Consider the following 16,932-nt stretch of genomic DNA (forward strand, 5'->3'; position numbering starts at 1 on the left):
CAGGCTGCGATCTTTTGATCTTCTGTCAGGCGCTATGGCTTTGCTGGTAATCCGCCAGTGCCGGCAACAATTGCCTGTCGATCGCCTGGCGCACCGCAGGCTGGATACTGGCGCCGCTGGTGTACATGTCCTTGACCATCTTGCGCAGTTCAAACGCACGAACATTGTCCAGACCGCGCACCGCGCACTCGCAGGCCTGCTCCGCTGTGGAGCCGCTCGGCACCTGAAACCCCAATGCCTTGAGCTGGCCCAACAGGTCTTCCTGATCGATCAAATCGGCGTACATCATGGCGCGCTTCCTTCTTCGGTAACGGAGGTCGTGGCTCGATTCTGGTAGGCATGCGGAGGGACGGCAAGGGCGATTTGTCACAGTGGCCGCGACGGCTATGAACAGGTCGTTTTCGGCTAACTCAGTGCCAAGGGGAGTGGGCACACTGGACTCAGCTTGCTACACGACGGTTTGGTCACCCTCGACTGGCAGCTCCTCAACAGTACCCTCTGCCCCGATCCTGTCACGGCTTGTATCGGGGCTTTTTTTAGTTTCATGAAAGTCAAAAGATCGCAGCCTGCGGCAGCTCCTACAGTTGAAATGCGATCCCCTGTAGGAGCTGCCGAAGGCTGCGATCTTTTGCTTTTAGCGGTTAGCGTTGCAACACCAGAATCCGCGACAACAACTCATCCCGGTCGATGTAGCAACCCTGAAAATGCCGCGCCCCGGTGGCCGGGTCGAACGCATTGCGCGCATGCAGCGTGCGGCGGTTATCGAAACACCACAGCTCGCCCGGATTGAGTCGCTGCATGAGCCGAAACCGTGGCTCGCGGGTCATCGCAATCAAGCGTCGATAGGCGCGATACAGCAGCGGCATCTGCTCCACCGACGTATCGAATGCGCCGCGCAGAAAGTTCGCCATGCGAATCTCCGCAACCCGGCCCAATGCATCCAGCGCAATGATCGGCGCCAGGCAGCGATAGTCGCTGTGGCGGTCCTTGTTGCGAAACTCCACGGGGATTTCACACAGCGCCTGAAACAACTCCGGCGCCTCCTGACGCAATGCATCGGCAATCGCAAAACCGTCGACAAAAATGCTCTCGCCACCCTCGGCGTCATTCACCAGGCAATGCAGAAACTGCAGCCCAGGTTGCAACTCGCGGGTCGGCAAATCGGTGTGCAACGGCAGGTTGAAAGCGGTGTAGGCGTTGCTGTCGGCATCGGCCTTGGACTGCACGTTGAACAGCACGCCGAAGTTGCTCTCGCGGATGAACGAAATGCGCTGGGCGATCAGCTTCAACGAACCCGGTTCGGTGGGCACGCCGCGCACTTGGGTGAGGCCGATGTCGCGTACCGCGAGCAGCCAATGCAGCAGGGCGCCGCTGTCATTCATCAGTGCGGCGTAGTCGAACACCGGCAACTGCAGATCGCTGCGCCACAGGTAAGCTTTGGGTTTGGCCGCCAGACGTTCGGCGCGCGATTGCTCGTCATAGGCGTGCGCGCGCAGCCAGCCGGGGTCGAAGCGGCTCTGATGGCCGTCCTGCCAATCGATGCGCAGGCAGCCGTCGCTGTCGATATGGGCGGCGGCAGGTTTGAGGTCGGCCGCGGCATCGACAATCTCGAACACCTGCTCGCGAGTGACGCTGTAGACGCACTGCTCGCACGGACAGTTGTCCCGCAACCAGACATGATGAAACGGGCTGATGCGGCCATCGGCCCAGGCAATCGATACGCGATCCGTCAGGTTCTGCACGCCGCTCAGCGCGCTGATCAACGGATAAGTACGGAAATCGGCAACAGCGGCAGCGGTGTTCATGGTGGCTCCTTGCGTGGGCGGATTACCGGGCGGGTGGCAGGGCGATGACGCGGCCGATATAAGCCGGGGCGGGCAGATCGACTTGCTCGGCGACGATGGCTTGCAGGCGGCTCAGGGTATCGGCGGTGAACGGTGCCGAGCGCGGGCCGGCGAGATCGACGTGCAGCAGCATCTGTTCGTTGCCGGCCAGTTCCTGGTCGTCGCCGGCCAGATGCAGGCTGTGATAGAGGTGCAGGCGTTTGCTGTCATGGCCGATGATCTGCGTACGCACCTCGACGGCGGCGTCGAGCTTCACTTCGTGCAGATAATTCAGGTGCAGTTCCAAGGTGAACAGTGAGTGACCGCTGGCTTCGCGATTGTTGCTGTCCATGCCGAGACGGTCCATCAGGGCGTCGGTGGCATAGCTGAAGATCAGCAGGTAGAAGGCGTCGCGCAGGTGGCCGTTGTAGTCGACCCAGTCGGGGATGATGCGGGTTTGGTAGGTGGTGAGGCTGGGCATGGTGTCAGATCCAACATTGATGGTGGCTGGGCTGCCGTCTTCGCGAGCAAGCCCGCTCCCACATTGGAATGCGCTCACCTGTGGGAGCGGGCTTGCTCGCGAAGGGGCCGGAACTGCTGAGCAAGGATTACTCGCTGAAACTCATTCCATGCTTTTCCTTGGTGGTTTTCACCGCCTCAAGCACCGCCAGCAGGCAGTCATCACGATAGCGCTCCAGCGCCGAAATGCTGTGGCGACCGAGTTGATCGCTGGTGCCATCGACCACATCGTCGATCAGCTTGTCGGTCAGTTCCGGTGCCGGCAGATAGGTCCACGGCAACTGCAGCGCCGGGCCGAATTGCGACATGAAGTGACGCATCCCGGCATCGCCACCGGCGAGGGTGTACGTCAGGAAGGTGCCCATGAACGACCAGCGCAAACCAGCGCCAAAACGGATCGCGTCGTCGATCTCGCCCGTGGTCGCCACGCCGTCGTTGACCAGATGCAACGCCTCACGCCACAGCGCTTCGAGCAAGCGGTCAGCGATGAAGCCCGGCACTTCCTTGCGCACATGCAGCGGGCGCATGCCCAGGGATTCGTAGACTTTCATCGCCGCTTGCACCGCTTCCGGCGCGGTATTCTTGCCGCCGACCACTTCCACCAGCGGCAGCAGGTAAACCGGGTTGAACGGGTGACCGACCACGCAGCGCTCAGGGAGGGTCGAACTCTCGTAGAACTCGCTCGGCAGCAGGCCCGAGGTGCTGGAGCCGATCAGCGCATCGGGTTTGGCCGCTGCGCTGATTTTGCTGTGCAGTTCGAGTTTCAGCTCGAGGCGTTCCGGGGCGCTTTCCTGGATGAAGTCGGCGTCGCGCACGCACTCCTCAATGGTCGCGACAAAGCGCAAACGATCCTGCGAAGCACCGGGCGCCAGACCGTTTTTTTCCAACGCGCCCCAGGCATTCGCCACGCGTTTGCGCAGCGCGGCCTCAGCGCCGGGCGCCGGGTCCCAGGCCACCACGTCGAGGCCATGGGCGAGGGCACGCGCGACCCAGCCGCTGCCGATGACACCGCTGCCGAGGGCGGCGAAGGTTTTGATGTCGGTGATAAAGCTCATGGGAACTCCCTGAAAAAGTGTTTCCTGTAGGAGCTGCCGCAGGCTGCGATCTTTTGATTTTGATTGTTTGAAGCAAGATCAAAAGATCGCAGCCTGCGGCAGCTCCTACAGGTGAAATTTGGGGGGGCAGTCGGGGCCCCATTTTTTTTGCTGAGGGTCAGCCGCGCTGGGTCAGGCCCATCTTCTTGCGGCCTTCAGCCGGGGTCAGCACCCGGGCGCCGAGGCGGCTGAGGATCTCGGTGGCGCGTTCGACCAGTTGGCCGTTGGTGGCCAGCACACCCTTGTCCAGCCACAGGTTGTCTTCCAGGCCGACCCGCACGTTGCCGCCGAGCAGCACCGCTTGCGCGGCCATCGGCATCTGCATGCGGCCGATGCCGAACCCGGCCCACACTGCGTCGGCGGGCAGGTTGTCGACCATGGCTTTCATGGTGGTGGTGTCGGCCGGGGCGCCCCACGGGATGCCCAGGCATAGCTGGAACAGCGGGTTGTCGAGCAGGCCTTCCTTGATCATCTGCTTGGCGAACCACAGGTGGCCGGTGTCGAAAATTTCCAGTTCGGCCTTCACCCCCAGCTCGGTGATGCGCTTGGCGCCCGCGCGCAATTGCGCCGGGGTCGAGACGTAAATGGTGTCGCCATCGCCAAAGTTCAGGGTGCCGCAATCGAGGGTGCAGATTTCCGGCAGCAGCTCTTCGACGTGAGCCAGACGGGTCAGCGGGCCGACCAGATCGGTGTTCGGGCCGAACTCCATCGGCCGTTCGCCCGGGCCGATTTCCAGGTCGCCGCCCATCCCGGCGGTGAGGTTGACGATGATGTCGACATCGGCCTCGCGGATGCGCTCCATCACTTCGCGGTACAGCGCCACGTCACGGCTGAACTTGCCGGTCTGCGGGTCGCGCACGTGGCAGTGGACGACGGTGGCGCCGGCCTTGGCCGCTTCCACCGCAGCAGCAGCAATCTGTTTCGGGGTGACCGGCACGTGAGGGCTTTTGGCGGTCGTGTCGCCAGCACCGGTAAGTGCGCAGGTGATGATGACGTCGTGGTTCATGGTGCGGTTTCCTTCAGGCGTGATGGGTCTGTTCGCAGCCCTTTCTCGGGCTGCGAAGCGTGTGTTCGGACTTGGGTTATTTGCTGGTCAGTTGCAGGTTTTCAGCGGCCGGTTTGCCGTCAAAGGTGGTCACACCGTCAAGCCAGCGCTGCTTGTCTTCGGGGTGATCCTTGAGCCACTGTTTGGCTGACTCGAAGGCATCCTTGTGATCGAGCAACGGTTGCATCATCCGGCTCTCGTCTTCGGCGGTGAAGGTCAGGTTGCTCAGCAGGCGGCCGATGTTCGGGCATTGTTCGGCGTACTTCGGCGCGGTGACGGTCCACACCGTGGCCATGCCTTCGTTCGGGCCGAGGGCGTCGTCGCTGCCGGTGAGATAAGTCATCTGCACATTGACGTTCATCGGGTGCGGCGCCCAACCGAAGAACACCACGGCCTCTTTGCGGCGTACGGCGCGGTCGACGGCGGCGAGCATTCCGGCTTCGCTGGATTCCACGAGCTGGAATTTGCCGAGGCCGAACTGGTTCTTGGCGATCATCGCCTTGATCTGCGTGTTGGCGCCAGAACCCGGTTCGATGCCGTAGATCTTGCCGCCCAGTTCCTTCTCGAATTTGGCGATGTCGGCGAAGGTCTTCAGGCCCTTGTCCGCCAGATAGGTCGGCACGGCGAGGGTGGCGCGGGCGTCCTTCAGGCTCGGCGCCGGCAGGACCTTGACCTGATTGGCGTCGACGAACGGGGTGATGGTCTGGGTCATCAGCGGGTTCCAGTAACCGAGGAACAGATCCAGCCGCTGATCGCGGATCCCGGCGAAGATGATCTGCTGGGAGGCGCTGGTTTGTTTGGTGCTGTAGCCGAGGCCGTCGAGCAGGACCTGGGTCATGGCACTGGTGGCGATCACGTCAGTCCAGTTGACCACGCCCATGCGCACGTTCTGGCATGACGCGGGTTCGGCTGCCATGACGCTGGCGCTCAAGAAAGCGGTACCGCTGAGTGCAAGAACACAGCTGCTGATCAGTCGTTTCATGTCGGGTTCCTCGGCAGGTCGTTATTGTGAGTTCCGGCATCTGGCGTGCCGGTGATGCAAAGTTACGCAGCAACGGCCCCGTGAAAGCGCACTGCGGCGACTGGCATTTGCACTGTAGCGACCTGCGCGCTTGAACGCCGCCGCCAAACGGCGTATCAACGATCCACGCTACCCGCTAACCGAGTGCGCACATGTCCCAGGATTTCTACTTTCTGCTGATGCCGGGGTTTTCCGCCATCGGTTTTATCTCCGCAATCGAACCGCTGCGGGTCGCCAACCGCTTTCGCGGCGAGCTGTACCGCTGGCATGTGCTCAGCGCCGATGGCGGGGCGGTGCTGGCGAGCAATGGCATGTCGGTCAACGCCGACGCGGCGCTGGAGCCGTTGAAGAAGGGGGCGACGCTGTTGGTGGTGGCCGGGTTCGAACCGCTGAAGTTCGCCACGCCAATCCTTGAGCACTGGCTGCGACGGCTGGATAACGAAGGCGTGACTCTCGGCGCCATCGACACCGGCAGTTTCGTCCTCGCCGAAGCCGGCCTGCTCGACGGCCATCGCCTGACCCTGCACTGGGAGGCCATCGATGCGTTCAAGGAATCTTATCCACAGCTCAGCGTGACTCAGGAGCTGTTCGAGATCGACCGGCGGCGCATCACCTCGGCGGGCGGCACGGCGTCCATTGATCTGATGCTCGACCTGATCGCCCAGGCCCATGGCCCGCAACTGGCGATTCAGGTCAGCGAGCAGTTTGTGCTGGGGCGGATTCGTCCGCGCAAGGACCACCAGCGCATGGAAGTCGCCACGCGCTACGGCATCAGCAACAAGAAACTGGTGCAAGTGATTGGCGAGATGGAACAACACAGCGAGCCGCCGCTGACCACGCTGCAACTGGCGGAGTCGATCAAGGTGACGCGCCGTCAACTGGAACGCTTGTTTCGGCTGCACCTGAACGACACGCCGAGCAATTTCTATCTGCGCCTGCGCCTGGAAAAGGCCCGGCAGCTGTTGCGCCAGACCGACATGAGCGTGCTCGAAGTGAGCATCGCCTGCGGCTTTGAATCACCGTCGTATTTCACCCGCAGCTATCGGGCGAAATTTGCCCGGTGTCCACGGGAAGACCGGCGTACTGCCCAGGCCTGAAATCAAAAGATCGCAGCCTTCGGCAGCTCCTACATTGGAATGCATTTCCCTGTAGGAGCTGCCGAAGGCTGCGATCCTTTGATCTTACTTCTTCACCAACGCCGAACACGCCGCTTTATAAGCCTCATGCTGATACTTGTTCAGCGTCCCCGGCAGCTCGAAATTGTGCTTCTTGGCCTGCGCATTGATCGTCTGCGGCGACAGCAGCGTCACCTCACACCCCTCCAGCAACTGAAACACGCCCTCGATCTTGAACGTCGTCGGCCCACCGGCAAACTCACCCTTCTTGCTGCGCTTCTTGATCGCAATCCGGTCAATCGAGTGCTCGCGCACAAACGAAGCGACCTGCGCCGCGAAGCGTTTGACGTTGGCCGCCTCGTCGTCATCGTCCAAGGCGATTTTCTTGGTGTTGAGCGCCACATGGCTCAGCGTTGCCCCGTCAAGGGAGGCCACGGCGATGATCGCTTCGCTGCCTTTGATTTCGATGCCGCAGATGTTCATGGGAATTCCTTTGAGTGAAGAGGGCAGCCTATAGGTCTGGTCGGTTTTTTTGCAATCTGCCGGTGCAGCAAGAGTCGGCTTTTACTGTTTTGACAGGATCGGCCGTTTGTCGGAAACATCGACCTACCTGACAGTTCTGACAGTAGACCTTGCCGCGAAACATCTCCTAGATAAGGGGGGGGAAATAATCCCCTGATCATGGCTGCGGTACCCGCATCCACCAGACAAGGAGTGAATGATGAACATCAGGAAAAACGTTCGTGCGTTAACCACCACCGAGCGCGACAACTTCATCAACTGTCTGCTAGAGCTCAAGCGCAAGGGGCATTACGACAAGTACGTTCACTGGCACCATGGTGTGATGATTCCAACGGTTCACCCAGACGAACCGCATGATCCGGAATACCGTAACGGGGCACACTTGGGGCCGGCATTTCTGCCGTGGCACCGGGAAATGCTGATGCAACTGGAGGCTGATCTGCAATCGGTGGACAAAAGCGTGACCCTGCCGTATTGGGATTGGACCGAGGATGCGGCCGACCCGCTGAATTCGCCGATCTGGTCGAGTGAGTGGATGGGCGGCGATGGCGACAAGAATGATCACGACCGGGTAAAAACCGGCCCATTTGCCTATCAGAAAGGCGATTGGCCTGTACCAGCCTACCCGGAAAACGGTGAGACGGAGCCAGGTCTCAAGCGTCAGTTCGGACAACTGGTGACTTCACTGCCAACCCCGGCTGACCTGGCGATGGCCATGCGCGAGTGGTTATACGACACGCCACCCTATGATTCCGGGCCCTACACCCGGGGCTTTCGTAATCGACTGGAGGGCTGGGTCACCCAGAGAGGCGATCCGCAGGTCACCACTCCGGGGTCGCAATTGCATAACCGGGTGCATTTGTGGATTGGCGGAAACATGCTTGCGATGACGTCTCCGGAGGATCCGGTGTTTTTTCTGCACCACTGTTTTATCGACAAGGTCTGGGCGGATTGGCAGGCACAGATGCAAGTCGACAATCCTGACTGGGTTCCACATTACACACCGCTGTCCGGCGGGCCGTCGGGTCACAACTATGACGATACGCTCAAGCCCTGGACGCGGCGGGTGAGGGACGTCATGAGTATTGCCGAGCTCGGCTATGAATATGCGCCGAGCAAGCCGCTGGAAAAAAGTCCGTTCAGATCACCGTTCATGGCGCACTGACTTTGCTGAACGAGCGCTCCAGCCTGACGAGGCGGGAGCGTTCCTTCATTCCTGCCCAATCGACTCCAAAAACTCCGACCGTTCGTCACTCATCCGCGCCACACAGTCATTCTGCGCAATCTTGAACGTCTTGCTGCCTTCGGTGGCGGGGAATGCTTCCACAGCGCAATCGGCGTCGCGGGTTTTCAGCCATTGTTGCTGGGCGGTTTTGAGTTTGGCGGTGATGTCGGCCAGTTGCGCGGCGTTTTTGCCGTAGGTGGCCTGCATGCGTTCGTTGAGGCTGGCGTAGTTGTCCTTGAGCAGGTCTTCGGCGGTGGTGCGGCTGTAGGTCGAGCATTCCAGGGTCTGGACGTCGTTTTCCACCGCGTCGCACGGGTTGTTGTCGGTGTCTTCGGCGGCCTGTACGCCGGTCGCCATCAGTGCCAAAGCCAGGAAGATCGATTTCATGGTTGTCGCCGCTCTAATCCAGTGGTGTATCCAAGATGCGCCAGATTCTGGCTCAAGCTGGCGAGCTTGAACAGGTAGCTGATCGGAGCGCCTGGCGACCCTTTGTCGCGGATTGACGCTTTCGGCAATTCCCCTGTCGTTTTTGCACCCGGTCGCCCCGGCACCGAGGCATATGCTGGCCCCAAAGCGCCGGCAGACGATTCGGCGCATGAATCGCCAATAAGGGGACGCCTGATGAGCCCAGCCGAATTACACGCCGACAGCATCGTTATCGACGGTCTGATCATTGCCAAATGGAACCGCGAGCTGTTCGAAGACATGCGCAAGGGCGGTCTGACGGCGGCCAACTGCACCGTGTCGGTGTGGGAAGGCTTTCAGGCGACCGTGAACAATATTGCCGCCAGCCAGAAGCTGATCCGCGAAAACAGCGACCTGGTGATGCCGGTGCGCACCACCGCCGACATCCGTCGCGCCAAGGAGCAGGGCAAGACCGGCATCCTCTTCGGCTTCCAGAATGCCCACGCGTTTGAAGACCAGATCGGCTATGTCGAGGTGTTCAAGCAGCTCGGCGTCGGTATCGTGCAGATGTGCTACAACACCCAGAACCTGGTCGGCACCGGTTGCTACGAGCGTGACGGTGGCCTGTCGGGTTTCGGCCGCGAAATCGTTGCCGAGATGAACCGCGTCGGCGTCATGTGCGACCTGTCCCACGTCGGTTCCAAGACATCCGAGGAAGTCATCCTCGAATCGAAAAAACCGGTCTGCTATTCCCACTGCCTGCCGTCGGGTCTGAAAGAGCACCCGCGCAACAAGTCCGATGCTGAGCTGAAGTTCATTGCCGACCACGGCGGTTTTGTCGGCGTGACCATGTTCGCGCCGTTCCTCGCCAAGGGCATCGATTCGACCATCGACGATTACGCCGAAGCCATCGAATACACCATGAACATCGTCGGCGAAGATGCCATCGGCATCGGCACCGACTTCACCCAGGGTCACGGCCAGGACTTCTTCGAATACCTGACCCACGACAAGGGCTACGCCCGTCGTCTGACCAGCTTCGGCAAGATCATCAACCCGCTGGGCATCCGCACGGTCGGCGAGTTCCCGAACCTGACCGAAACCCTGCTCAAGCGCGGTCACTCCGAGCGCGTGGTGCGCAAGATCATGGGCGAGAACTGGGTGAATGTCCTGAAAGACGTCTGGGGCGAATAAGCCGCCGCGCTTCTGAATCCTTTCCCCCGGCCGTCCGCGCCGGGGGCAACAAACCGAATTTTCTGGAGTTAAGTTTCCATGGCCAAGATCGCCCCGCAATTGCCAATCGAAGTCGACAGCGAGACCGGTGTCTGGACCTCCGACGCCCTGCCGATGCTCTACGTGCCACGCCACTTTTTCGTCAACAACCACATGGGCATCGAGGAAGTGCTGGGCGCCGACGCCTATGCCGAGATCCTCTACAAGGCTGGCTACAAATCCGCCTGGCACTGGTGTGAAAAAGAAGCCGAGTGCCACGGCCTGGAAGGCGTCGCGGTGTTCGAGCACTACATGAAACGCCTGTCGCAACGCGGCTGGGGCCTGTTCAAGATTCAGGACATCGACCTCGACAAAGGCACTGCCAGCGTCAAGCTCGAACACTCGGCGTTCGTCTACGTCTACGGCAAGGTCGGGCGCAAGGTCGACTACATGTTCACCGGCTGGTTTGCCGGCGCCATGGACCAGATCCTCGCCGCACGCGGCAGCAAGATTCGTACGGTTGCCGAGCAAGTCTACGGTGGCTCCGAAGAAGGTCACGACGACGGCCTGTTCACCGTCAAACCTAAACAATAAGCAAATCGTTGAAAAAACGTAGCGAGCGAAGGCCAGGCGAGGCGAAGTCAGGCGAGAAAGCGGAGTTGACTTTAGTCAATGAGCATTTCGAGTCTGACTTCAACGCAGCATGGTCGAGCGCAGTAGTTTTTTAACGATTTGAGGAGACCGCCATGGCTTTCGAAGCTATGTTCCAGCCGATCCAGATCGGCAAACTGACCATCCGCAACCGCGTGCTCAGCACCGCGCACGCCGAGGTCTACGCGACTGACGGCGGCATGACCACCGAGCGCTACGTCAAATACTACGAAGAGAAAGCCAAGGGCGGCATCGGCCTGGCGATCTGCGGCGGTTCGTCCGTGGTCGCCATCGACAGCCCGCAGCAATGGTGGAGTTCGGTGAACCTGTCCACCGACCGGATCATTCCGCACTTCCAGAATCTCGCCGACGCCATGCACAAGCATGGCGCCAAGATCATGATCCAGATTACCCACATGGGCCGTCGCTCGCGTTGGGACGGTTTCCACTGGCCGACCCTGATGTCGCCGTCGGGCATCCGTGAACCGGTACACCGCGCCACCTGCAAAACGATTGAGCCGGAAGAGATCTGGCGGGTGATCGGCAACTACGCCCAGGCCGCGCGCCGGGCAAAGGCCGGTGGTCTTGACGGCGTTGAGTTGTCGGCCGTGCACCAGCACATGATCGACCAGTTCTGGAGCCCGCGCGTCAACAAGCGCACCGACGAATGGGGCGGCACTTTCGAAGGCCGCATGAAGTTCGGCCTGGAAGTGTTGAAAGCCGTACGCGCCGAGGTCGGTGACGACTTCTGTGTGGGCATGCGTATCTGCGGTGACGAGTTCCACCCGGACGGCTTGTCCCACGAGGACATGAAGCAGATCGCCAAGTATTACGACGACACCGGCATGCTCGATTTCATCGGCGTCGTCGGCTCGGGTTGCGACACCCACAACACCCTGGCCAACGTGATTCCGAACATGAGTTACCCGCCGGAGCCGTTCCTGCACCTGGCGGCCGGGATCAAGGAAGTGGTCAAGGTGCCGGTGCTGCACGCGCAGAACATCAAGGACCCGAACCAGGCTACGCGCATCCTTGAGGGCGGTTACGTCGACATGGTCGGCATGACCCGCGCGCACATCGCCGACCCGCACCTGATCGCCAAGATCAAAATGGGTCAGGTCGACCAGATCAAACAGTGCGTCGGCGCCAACTACTGCATCGACCGTCAGTACCAGGGTCTGGACGTGCTGTGCATCCAGAACGCCGCGACGTCCCGTGAATACATGGGTGTGCCGCACATCATCGAAAAATCCACCGGGCCAAAACGCAAAGTGGTGGTGGTCGGTGCCGGCCCCGCCGGGATGGAAGCAGCCCGTGTGGCGGCCGAACGGGGTCACGACGTGACTCTGTTCGAGAAGAAAGAATTCATCGGCGGGCAGATCACTACTGCGTCGAAAGCGCCGCAGCGTGACCAGATCGCCGGGATCACCCGCTGGTTCCAGCTGGAGCTGGCGCGGCTGAAAGTGGACCTGCGTCTGGGCACTGCTGCAGATGCCGACACCATCATGGACCTGCGTCCGGACGTGGTAGTGCTGGCAGTTGGCGGGCATCCCTTCCTTGAGCAGAACGAACACTGGGGCGCCGCCGAAGGCTTGGTGGTCAGCAGCTGGGACGTGCTCGACGGCAAGGTTGCGCCGGGCAAGAACGTGCTGGTCTACGACACCATTTGCGAGTTCACCGGGATGTCGGTGGCCGACTTCCTCGCCGACAAGGGCAGCCAGGTCGAGATCGTCACCGACGACATCAAGCCGGGTGTGGCCATTGGCGGCACCTCATTCCCGACCTACTACCGCAGCATGTACCCGAAAGAAGTGATCATGACCGGCGACATGATGCTGGAGAAGGTCTATCGCGAAGGCGACAAGCTCGTTGCGGTGCTGGAAAACGAATACACCGGCGCCAAAGAGGAGCGGGTGGTCGATCAGGTGGTGGTGGAGAACGGCGTGCGGCCGGACGAGGAAATCTACTACGCGCTCAAGGAAGGCTCGCGCAACAAGGGTCAGATCGACGTGGAAGCGTTGTTCGCGATCCAGCCGCAGCCATCGCTGAGCAGCACCGGTGACGGCTACTTGCTGTTCCGCATCGGCGACTGCGTGGCGCAGCGCAACACCCACGCTGCGATCTACGACGCCCTGCGTCTCTGCAAAGACTTCTGACGGCTTGCACACAACCCTGTAGGAGCTGCCGAAGGCTGCGATCTTTTGACTTTTGTTGTTCAAAGCAAGATCAAAAGATCGCAGCCTGCGGCAGCTCCTACACATAGACCGTGTTTCTCCAGGCTGTACTGGTGGGAGCTTCACCATGTTGAACACCCTTCTTCCAATCCTGTTGTTCGCAGCCCTGGCCCTTGCGGTGCTCGGCGCGTTGCGGCGGGTGGCCATGTGGCGTCGGGGCCGGGCCTCGAAGGTCGATCTGATCGGCGGCCTGTTCGCCATGCCCAAGCGCTACATGGTCGACTTGCACCACGTGGTGGCGCGGGACAAATACATCGCCAACACCCACGTCGCCACGGCGGGCGGTGCGGTGGCGTCGATCGTGCTGGCGATTCTGGTGCACGGTTTCGGCCTGCATAACCGCATCCTCGGCTACGCGCTGCTGCTGATGACCGCGGTGATGTTCGTCGGGGCGATCTTCGTTTACCGGCGCCGGCTCAACCCGCCAGCGCGGCTGTCAAAAGGCCCGTGGATGCGCCTGCCGAAAAGCCTGCTGGCGTTCTCGGCGTCGTTCTTTCTGGTGACCTTGCCGGTGGCCGGGATCCTCCCGGAGAACTTCGGCGGCTGGCTGCTGGCGGCCATTCTCGGGCTCGGCGTGCTGTGGGGCGTGTCGGAATTGTTCTTCGGCATGACCTGGGGCGGGCCGATGAAGCATGCCTTCGCCGGTGCCCTGCACCTGGCCTGGCACCGCCGCGCCGAGCGCTTTGGTGGTGGTCGTTCCACCGGTTTGAAACCGCTGGATCTGAATGATCCATCGGCGCCACTGGGCGTGGAAAAACCCAAGGATTTCACCTGGAACCAGCTGCTCGGTTTCGACGCCTGTGTGCAGTGCGGCAAGTGCGAAGCGGCGTGCCCGGCCTTCGCTGCCGGCCAGCCGCTGAACCCGAAAAAGCTGATTCAGGACATGGTCGTCGGCCTCGCCGGCGGCACCGATGCCAACTTCGCCGGCAGCCCGTATCCCGGCAAGCCCATTGGTGAACACAGCGGCAATCCGCATCAACCGATCGTCAACGGTCTGGTCGATGCCGAAACCCTGTGGTCGTGCACCACTTGCCGCGCCTGCGTCGAGGAGTGCCCGATGATGATCGAGCACGTCGATGCCATCGTCGACATGCGCCGCCACCTGACGCTGGAAAAAGGCGCGACCCCGAACAAGGGTGCCGAAGTCCTCGAGAACCTGATCGCCACTGACAACCCCGGCGGTTTCGCTCCGGGCGGGCGGATGAACTGGGCGGCGGATCTGAACCTCAATCTGCTCAGCGAGAAGAAGTCCACCGACGTGCTGTTCTGGGTCGGCGACGGCGCCTTCGACATGCGCAACCAGCGCACCCTGCGCGCGTTCGTCAAAGTGCTGAAAGCCGCCAAAATCGACTTCGCCGTGCTCGGCCTGGAAGAGCGCGACAGCGGCGACGTGGCCCGGCGTCTCGGTGACGAGGCGACCTTCCAGTTGCTCGCCAAACGCAATATCCAGACCCTGGCCAAATACAGCTTCAACCGTATCGTTACCTGCGATCCGCACAGTTTCCATGTGTTGAAAAACGAGTACGGCGCCTTCGACGGCAACTACCTGGTGCAGCACCACAGCACCTACATGGCGGAAATCATTCAGGCCGGCGCGCTCAACCTCGGTCAGCACAAAGGCAACAGCGTGACCTATCACGACCCGTGCTACCTCGGCCGTTACAACGGCGAATACGAGGCGCCGCGTGAAGTGCTGCGCGCCCTTGGCATTGAGGTCAAAGAGATGCAACGTTCCGGCTTCCGCTCGCGCTGCTGCGGTGGCGGTGGCGGGGCGCCGATCACCGACATTCCGGGCAAGCAGCGGATTCCCGACATGCGCATGGACGACATCCGCGAGACCGGTGCCGAGCTGGTGGCGGTGGGTTGTCCACAGTGCACGGCGATGCTCGAAGGCGTGGTCGAACCGCGTCCGCTGATCAAGGACATCGCCGAACTGGTGGCCGACGCGCTGCTCGAAGATGCCGCGCCGAACAAGCCCGCCGCCCCGGCCAAACGTGAACCTGCGGAGGCCCACTGATGAGCGACATTATCCGCCGCGACCCGCGCGCCGAATGGATCGCGCGTAACCGTCTGCATCCGCTGCACGCGGCCATGCAACCGGCGCAACACAGCTGGATGGGGCCCAACGGCGTCATTCGCAAGAACCTGCACGGCATCGGTTTCATCGGCCCCAACGGCATCAAGCGAATTGACCGCAGCGGCGCGCAACAGGGCGGGGCGGTCAAACGCTCGGCCACGGTTGAAGTGCAATTGCCGCTGCATCAGGTGCCGGCCCCGGCGTTCTACATCAGCGTGGTGCCGGACATGGTCGGTGGCCGTTTGAGCAGCCACGACCGTGACCTGCTCGGTCTTGCCCATCAATTGGCCGGCAGCGACGGCGCGGTGTTGGCCGTAGTGTTCGGCGAACACAAAGAGAGTGCCTTCGCCACGGCTGGCGTTGACCGCTTGTTGGTGCTGGAAGGTGAAGAGTTCAGCGGTTATGCACCGGAGCAGCGGGTGCAGGGGCTGCGGGCTGTGGATAACCAGTTCAGCCCGCGTCACTGGCTGCTGCCGGACAGCCGCAGCGGTGGCGGCGAACTCGGTCGGCGCTTTGCTGCCGCGCTGGGCGAGCGTCCGGCGACGCGGGTCTGGCAGGTCAAGGATCAGGAATGCATTGGCCGTGCTGGTGCAGGCCTGCAAGACCTGGCGCGACCGGTGGCACGCTTGATTCTGGCCGCCGCCGAATGCGCCGAGCCGGTCAGCGAAACCCGTCACGAAGCCCTGCCGGTGGAGTTATCCACAACGATGGCGCGCAGCCTGTCGCGAATCGAGGATCTGGGTGCGGTGGCGGTGGACCCGGCGGCCATTCCGATGGCCGAAGCCGAGTTCATTTTCTCCGGCGGCAACGGGGTCAAGGACTGGGCGCTGTTTCACCAGACCGCGGCGGCGCTCGGCGCCACCGAAGGCGCCTCGCGGGTGGCGGTGGACGACGGCTTCATGGCCCGTGATCGGCAGGTCGGCGCGTCCGGCACTTGGGTCACCGCGCGGGTTTACGTGGCTGTGGGTATCTCCGGGGCGATTCAGCACCTGCAAGGCATCGGTGCCTGCGACAAGGTGGTGGCGATCAACCTCGACCCCGGTTGCGACATGATCAAACGCGCGGACCTGTCGGTGATTGGCGAGAGCGCGGAAATTCTTCAGGCGTTGATCGCGGCGGTAGCGGCTTACCGCAACGAAGCCAAGCGCGATGCGGCTTAAGGAACGGGTTATGAGCACAAAGATCATCAGTCTGGTTTCCATCGGTGCCCACCCGACGTCGGGCCGGCCACGCCGCGCCGAACAGGATGCCCGCGCCGTGGAACTGGGCCTGCAACTGGCTGGGGATAACCTGCAAGTGCTGCATGCGGGGGATGTCGCGGAACCGGCGCTGCGCGCCTATCTGGGCATGGGCCTGGAACAGCTGCATGTGCTGGAGCAACCCGCTGGCGCCGACGCCTTGCCGGCGCTGACTGCGTATCTGCGCGAGGCCGGCGCCCAGGTGGTGCTGACCGGCAGTCAGGCGGAAACCGGCGAAGGTTCCGGCATGCTGCCGTTTCTGCTCGCCGAAGGGCTGGGCTGGCCGCTGGTGGTGGGGCTGGCGCAGGTCGAGTCGATCAACGAAGGTTCGGCGCTGGTGCTGCAAGCCTTGCCCCGTGGGCAGCGGCGGCGGTTGAAGGTGAAGCTGCCGTTTCTGGCGACTGTGGATAACGCTGCGCCCAAGCCTCGGCAGAGCGCCTATGGCCCGGCGCGGCGCGGTGTGCTGAACGCCGAAGACGTGGAAGTGCTGGACGATGAACTGCTGGCGGTTGCCACGTTGCAACCGGCAAAGCCCCGGCCGAAACGTTTGAAGGTGATCAAGGCCAAGAGCGGCGCGGACCGCATGAAGGCGGCGACAGCCAAGGCCAGTGGCGGCGGGGGGCAAGTGCTGAAAGGCTTGACCCCGCAGGCTGGCGCCGAAGCCATCCTCAAACTGCTGATCGAAGAAGGCGTCGTCCGCTGACCCCTGTAGGAGCTGTCGGGTGAAACGAGGCTGCGATCTTTTGATCTT

The 16,932-nt window shown here is 61.9% G+C and carries 16 protein-coding genes; 8 read left to right on the forward strand and 8 right to left on the reverse strand.

What is annotated here, in order from left to right:
* Nucleotides 1-25: 25 nt before the first annotated feature.
* The 6 genes from DBR18_RS01560 to DBR18_RS01595 form a co-directional block, all read right to left on the reverse strand.
* On the reverse strand, nucleotides 26-289 hold the full coding sequence (locus tag DBR18_RS01560) for a hypothetical protein (RefSeq protein WP_108589018.1): 264 nt from the start codon (nucleotides 287-289) through the stop codon (nucleotides 26-28).
* Between the two features lie 352 nt (nucleotides 290-641).
* Nucleotides 642-1,805 carry a gamma-butyrobetaine dioxygenase gene (locus DBR18_RS01570; RefSeq protein WP_108589007.1) on the reverse strand — a complete coding sequence of 388 codons (1,164 nt, stop codon included), beginning with the start codon at nucleotides 1,803-1,805 and terminating at the stop codon, nucleotides 642-644.
* A gap of 22 nt (nucleotides 1,806-1,827) precedes the next feature.
* Nucleotides 1,828-2,304: a thioesterase family protein gene (locus DBR18_RS01575; protein ID WP_108589008.1), complete on the reverse strand. Its 477-nt coding sequence runs from the start codon at nucleotides 2,302-2,304 to the stop codon at nucleotides 1,828-1,830.
* A 127-nt stretch (nucleotides 2,305-2,431) separates the two neighbouring features.
* Nucleotides 2,432-3,397, reverse strand: coding sequence for an L-carnitine dehydrogenase (locus tag DBR18_RS01580; RefSeq protein ID WP_108589009.1), 966 nt, complete (start codon nucleotides 3,395-3,397; stop codon nucleotides 2,432-2,434).
* A 157-nt stretch (nucleotides 3,398-3,554) separates the two neighbouring features.
* Complete coding sequence (locus tag DBR18_RS01590; protein WP_085697783.1) at nucleotides 3,555-4,442, reverse strand: 3-keto-5-aminohexanoate cleavage protein; 888 nt, start codon at nucleotides 4,440-4,442, stop codon at nucleotides 3,555-3,557.
* Nucleotides 4,443-4,518: 76 nt separating this feature from the next.
* Entirely contained in the window at nucleotides 4,519-5,463 is a 945-nt protein-coding gene (locus tag DBR18_RS01595) for a choline ABC transporter substrate-binding protein (RefSeq protein ID WP_108589010.1), read from the reverse strand.
* A gap of 191 nt (nucleotides 5,464-5,654) precedes the next feature.
* On the opposite strand from DBR18_RS01595, the gene DBR18_RS01600 reads away from it, so the two are divergent.
* Nucleotides 5,655-6,599 (forward strand): GlxA family transcriptional regulator, encoded by a 945-nt coding sequence (locus DBR18_RS01600; protein WP_108589011.1) that lies wholly within the window; start codon nucleotides 5,655-5,657, stop codon nucleotides 6,597-6,599.
* Nucleotides 6,600-6,683: 84 nt separating this feature from the next.
* Here DBR18_RS01600 and DBR18_RS01605 read toward each other — a convergent pair whose 3' ends face one another.
* Nucleotides 6,684-7,100 carry a DUF3010 family protein gene (locus DBR18_RS01605; RefSeq protein WP_027610648.1) on the reverse strand — a complete coding sequence of 139 codons (417 nt, stop codon included), beginning with the start codon at nucleotides 7,098-7,100 and terminating at the stop codon, nucleotides 6,684-6,686.
* A 238-nt stretch (nucleotides 7,101-7,338) separates the two neighbouring features.
* Here DBR18_RS01605 and DBR18_RS01610 point away from each other — a divergent pair, with 238 nt between their 5' ends.
* A complete protein-coding gene (locus DBR18_RS01610) occupies nucleotides 7,339-8,304 on the forward strand; it encodes a tyrosinase family protein (protein ID WP_108589012.1) in 966 nt (321 codons plus the stop codon).
* A gap of 45 nt (nucleotides 8,305-8,349) precedes the next feature.
* On the opposite strand, the gene DBR18_RS01615 is transcribed toward DBR18_RS01610, so the two are convergent.
* A complete protein-coding gene (locus DBR18_RS01615; protein WP_108589019.1) occupies nucleotides 8,350-8,751 on the reverse strand; it encodes a lysozyme inhibitor LprI family protein in 402 nt (133 codons plus the stop codon).
* Nucleotides 8,752-8,985: 234 nt separating this feature from the next.
* Here DBR18_RS01615 and DBR18_RS01620 point away from each other — a divergent pair, with 234 nt between their 5' ends.
* From DBR18_RS01620 to DBR18_RS01650, 6 genes are all read left to right on the forward strand, one after another.
* Nucleotides 8,986-9,963, forward strand: coding sequence for a dipeptidase (locus DBR18_RS01620; RefSeq protein ID WP_007962626.1), 978 nt, complete (start codon nucleotides 8,986-8,988; stop codon nucleotides 9,961-9,963).
* A gap of 78 nt (nucleotides 9,964-10,041) precedes the next feature.
* Complete coding sequence (locus DBR18_RS01625) at nucleotides 10,042-10,575, forward strand: DUF5943 domain-containing protein (protein ID WP_108589013.1); 534 nt, start codon at nucleotides 10,042-10,044, stop codon at nucleotides 10,573-10,575.
* Nucleotides 10,576-10,727: 152 nt separating this feature from the next.
* The gene (gene dgcA, locus DBR18_RS01630) at nucleotides 10,728-12,788 is read left to right on the forward strand and encodes a dimethylglycine demethylation protein DgcA (protein WP_108589014.1); all 2,061 of its coding nucleotides are present in this window, start codon (nucleotides 10,728-10,730) and stop codon (nucleotides 12,786-12,788) included.
* A 145-nt stretch (nucleotides 12,789-12,933) separates the two neighbouring features.
* On the forward strand, nucleotides 12,934-14,883 hold the full coding sequence (gene dgcB / locus DBR18_RS01640) for a dimethylglycine demethylation protein DgcB (protein ID WP_108589015.1): 1,950 nt from the start codon (nucleotides 12,934-12,936) through the stop codon (nucleotides 14,881-14,883).
* Entirely contained in the window at nucleotides 14,883-16,103 is a 1,221-nt protein-coding gene (locus DBR18_RS01645) for an electron transfer flavoprotein subunit alpha/FixB family protein (protein WP_108589016.1), read from the forward strand. Before dgcB ends, DBR18_RS01645 begins: the two co-directional genes overlap by 1 nt.
* 10 nt (nucleotides 16,104-16,113) lie before the next feature.
* On the forward strand, nucleotides 16,114-16,884 hold the full coding sequence (locus DBR18_RS01650) for an electron transfer flavoprotein subunit beta (RefSeq protein ID WP_108589017.1): 771 nt from the start codon (nucleotides 16,114-16,116) through the stop codon (nucleotides 16,882-16,884).
* The last annotated feature ends 48 nt before the right edge of the window (nucleotides 16,885-16,932 follow it).

This window comes from Pseudomonas sp. HMWF021 (assembly GCF_003061005.1).
In the GTDB taxonomy this organism is placed as follows: domain Bacteria; phylum Pseudomonadota; class Gammaproteobacteria; order Pseudomonadales; family Pseudomonadaceae; genus Aquipseudomonas.

Bases quoted from the DNA above. Each gene is read 5' to 3' on its own strand.
- DBR18_RS01560 (WP_108589018.1), bottom strand. From the start codon at position 289: ATGATGTACGCCGATTTGATCGATCAGGAAGACCTGTTGGGCCAGCTC.
- DBR18_RS01570 (WP_108589007.1), bottom strand. From the start codon at position 1,805: ATGAACACCGCTGCCGCTGTTGCCGATTTCCGTACTTATCCGTTGATC.
- DBR18_RS01575 (WP_108589008.1), bottom strand. From the start codon at position 2,304: ATGCCCAGCCTCACCACCTACCAAACCCGCATCATCCCCGACTGGGTC.
- DBR18_RS01580 (WP_108589009.1), bottom strand. From the start codon at position 3,397: ATGAGCTTTATCACCGACATCAAAACCTTCGCCGCCCTCGGCAGCGGT.
- DBR18_RS01590 (WP_085697783.1), bottom strand. From the start codon at position 4,442: ATGAACCACGACGTCATCATCACCTGCGCACTTACCGGTGCTGGCGAC.
- DBR18_RS01595 (WP_108589010.1), bottom strand. From the start codon at position 5,463: ATGAAACGACTGATCAGCAGCTGTGTTCTTGCACTCAGCGGTACCGCT.
- DBR18_RS01600 (WP_108589011.1), top strand. From the start codon at position 5,655: ATGTCCCAGGATTTCTACTTTCTGCTGATGCCGGGGTTTTCCGCCATC.
- DBR18_RS01605 (WP_027610648.1), bottom strand. From the start codon at position 7,100: ATGAACATCTGCGGCATCGAAATCAAAGGCAGCGAAGCGATCATCGCC.
- DBR18_RS01610 (WP_108589012.1), top strand. From the start codon at position 7,339: ATGAACATCAGGAAAAACGTTCGTGCGTTAACCACCACCGAGCGCGAC.
- DBR18_RS01615 (WP_108589019.1), bottom strand. From the start codon at position 8,751: ATGAAATCGATCTTCCTGGCTTTGGCACTGATGGCGACCGGCGTACAG.
- DBR18_RS01620 (WP_007962626.1), top strand. From the start codon at position 8,986: ATGAGCCCAGCCGAATTACACGCCGACAGCATCGTTATCGACGGTCTG.
- DBR18_RS01625 (WP_108589013.1), top strand. From the start codon at position 10,042: ATGGCCAAGATCGCCCCGCAATTGCCAATCGAAGTCGACAGCGAGACC.
- dgcA (WP_108589014.1), top strand. From the start codon at position 10,728: ATGGCTTTCGAAGCTATGTTCCAGCCGATCCAGATCGGCAAACTGACC.
- dgcB (WP_108589015.1), top strand. From the start codon at position 12,934: ATGTTGAACACCCTTCTTCCAATCCTGTTGTTCGCAGCCCTGGCCCTT.
- DBR18_RS01645 (WP_108589016.1), top strand. From the start codon at position 14,883: ATGAGCGACATTATCCGCCGCGACCCGCGCGCCGAATGGATCGCGCGT.
- DBR18_RS01650 (WP_108589017.1), top strand. From the start codon at position 16,114: ATGAGCACAAAGATCATCAGTCTGGTTTCCATCGGTGCCCACCCGACG.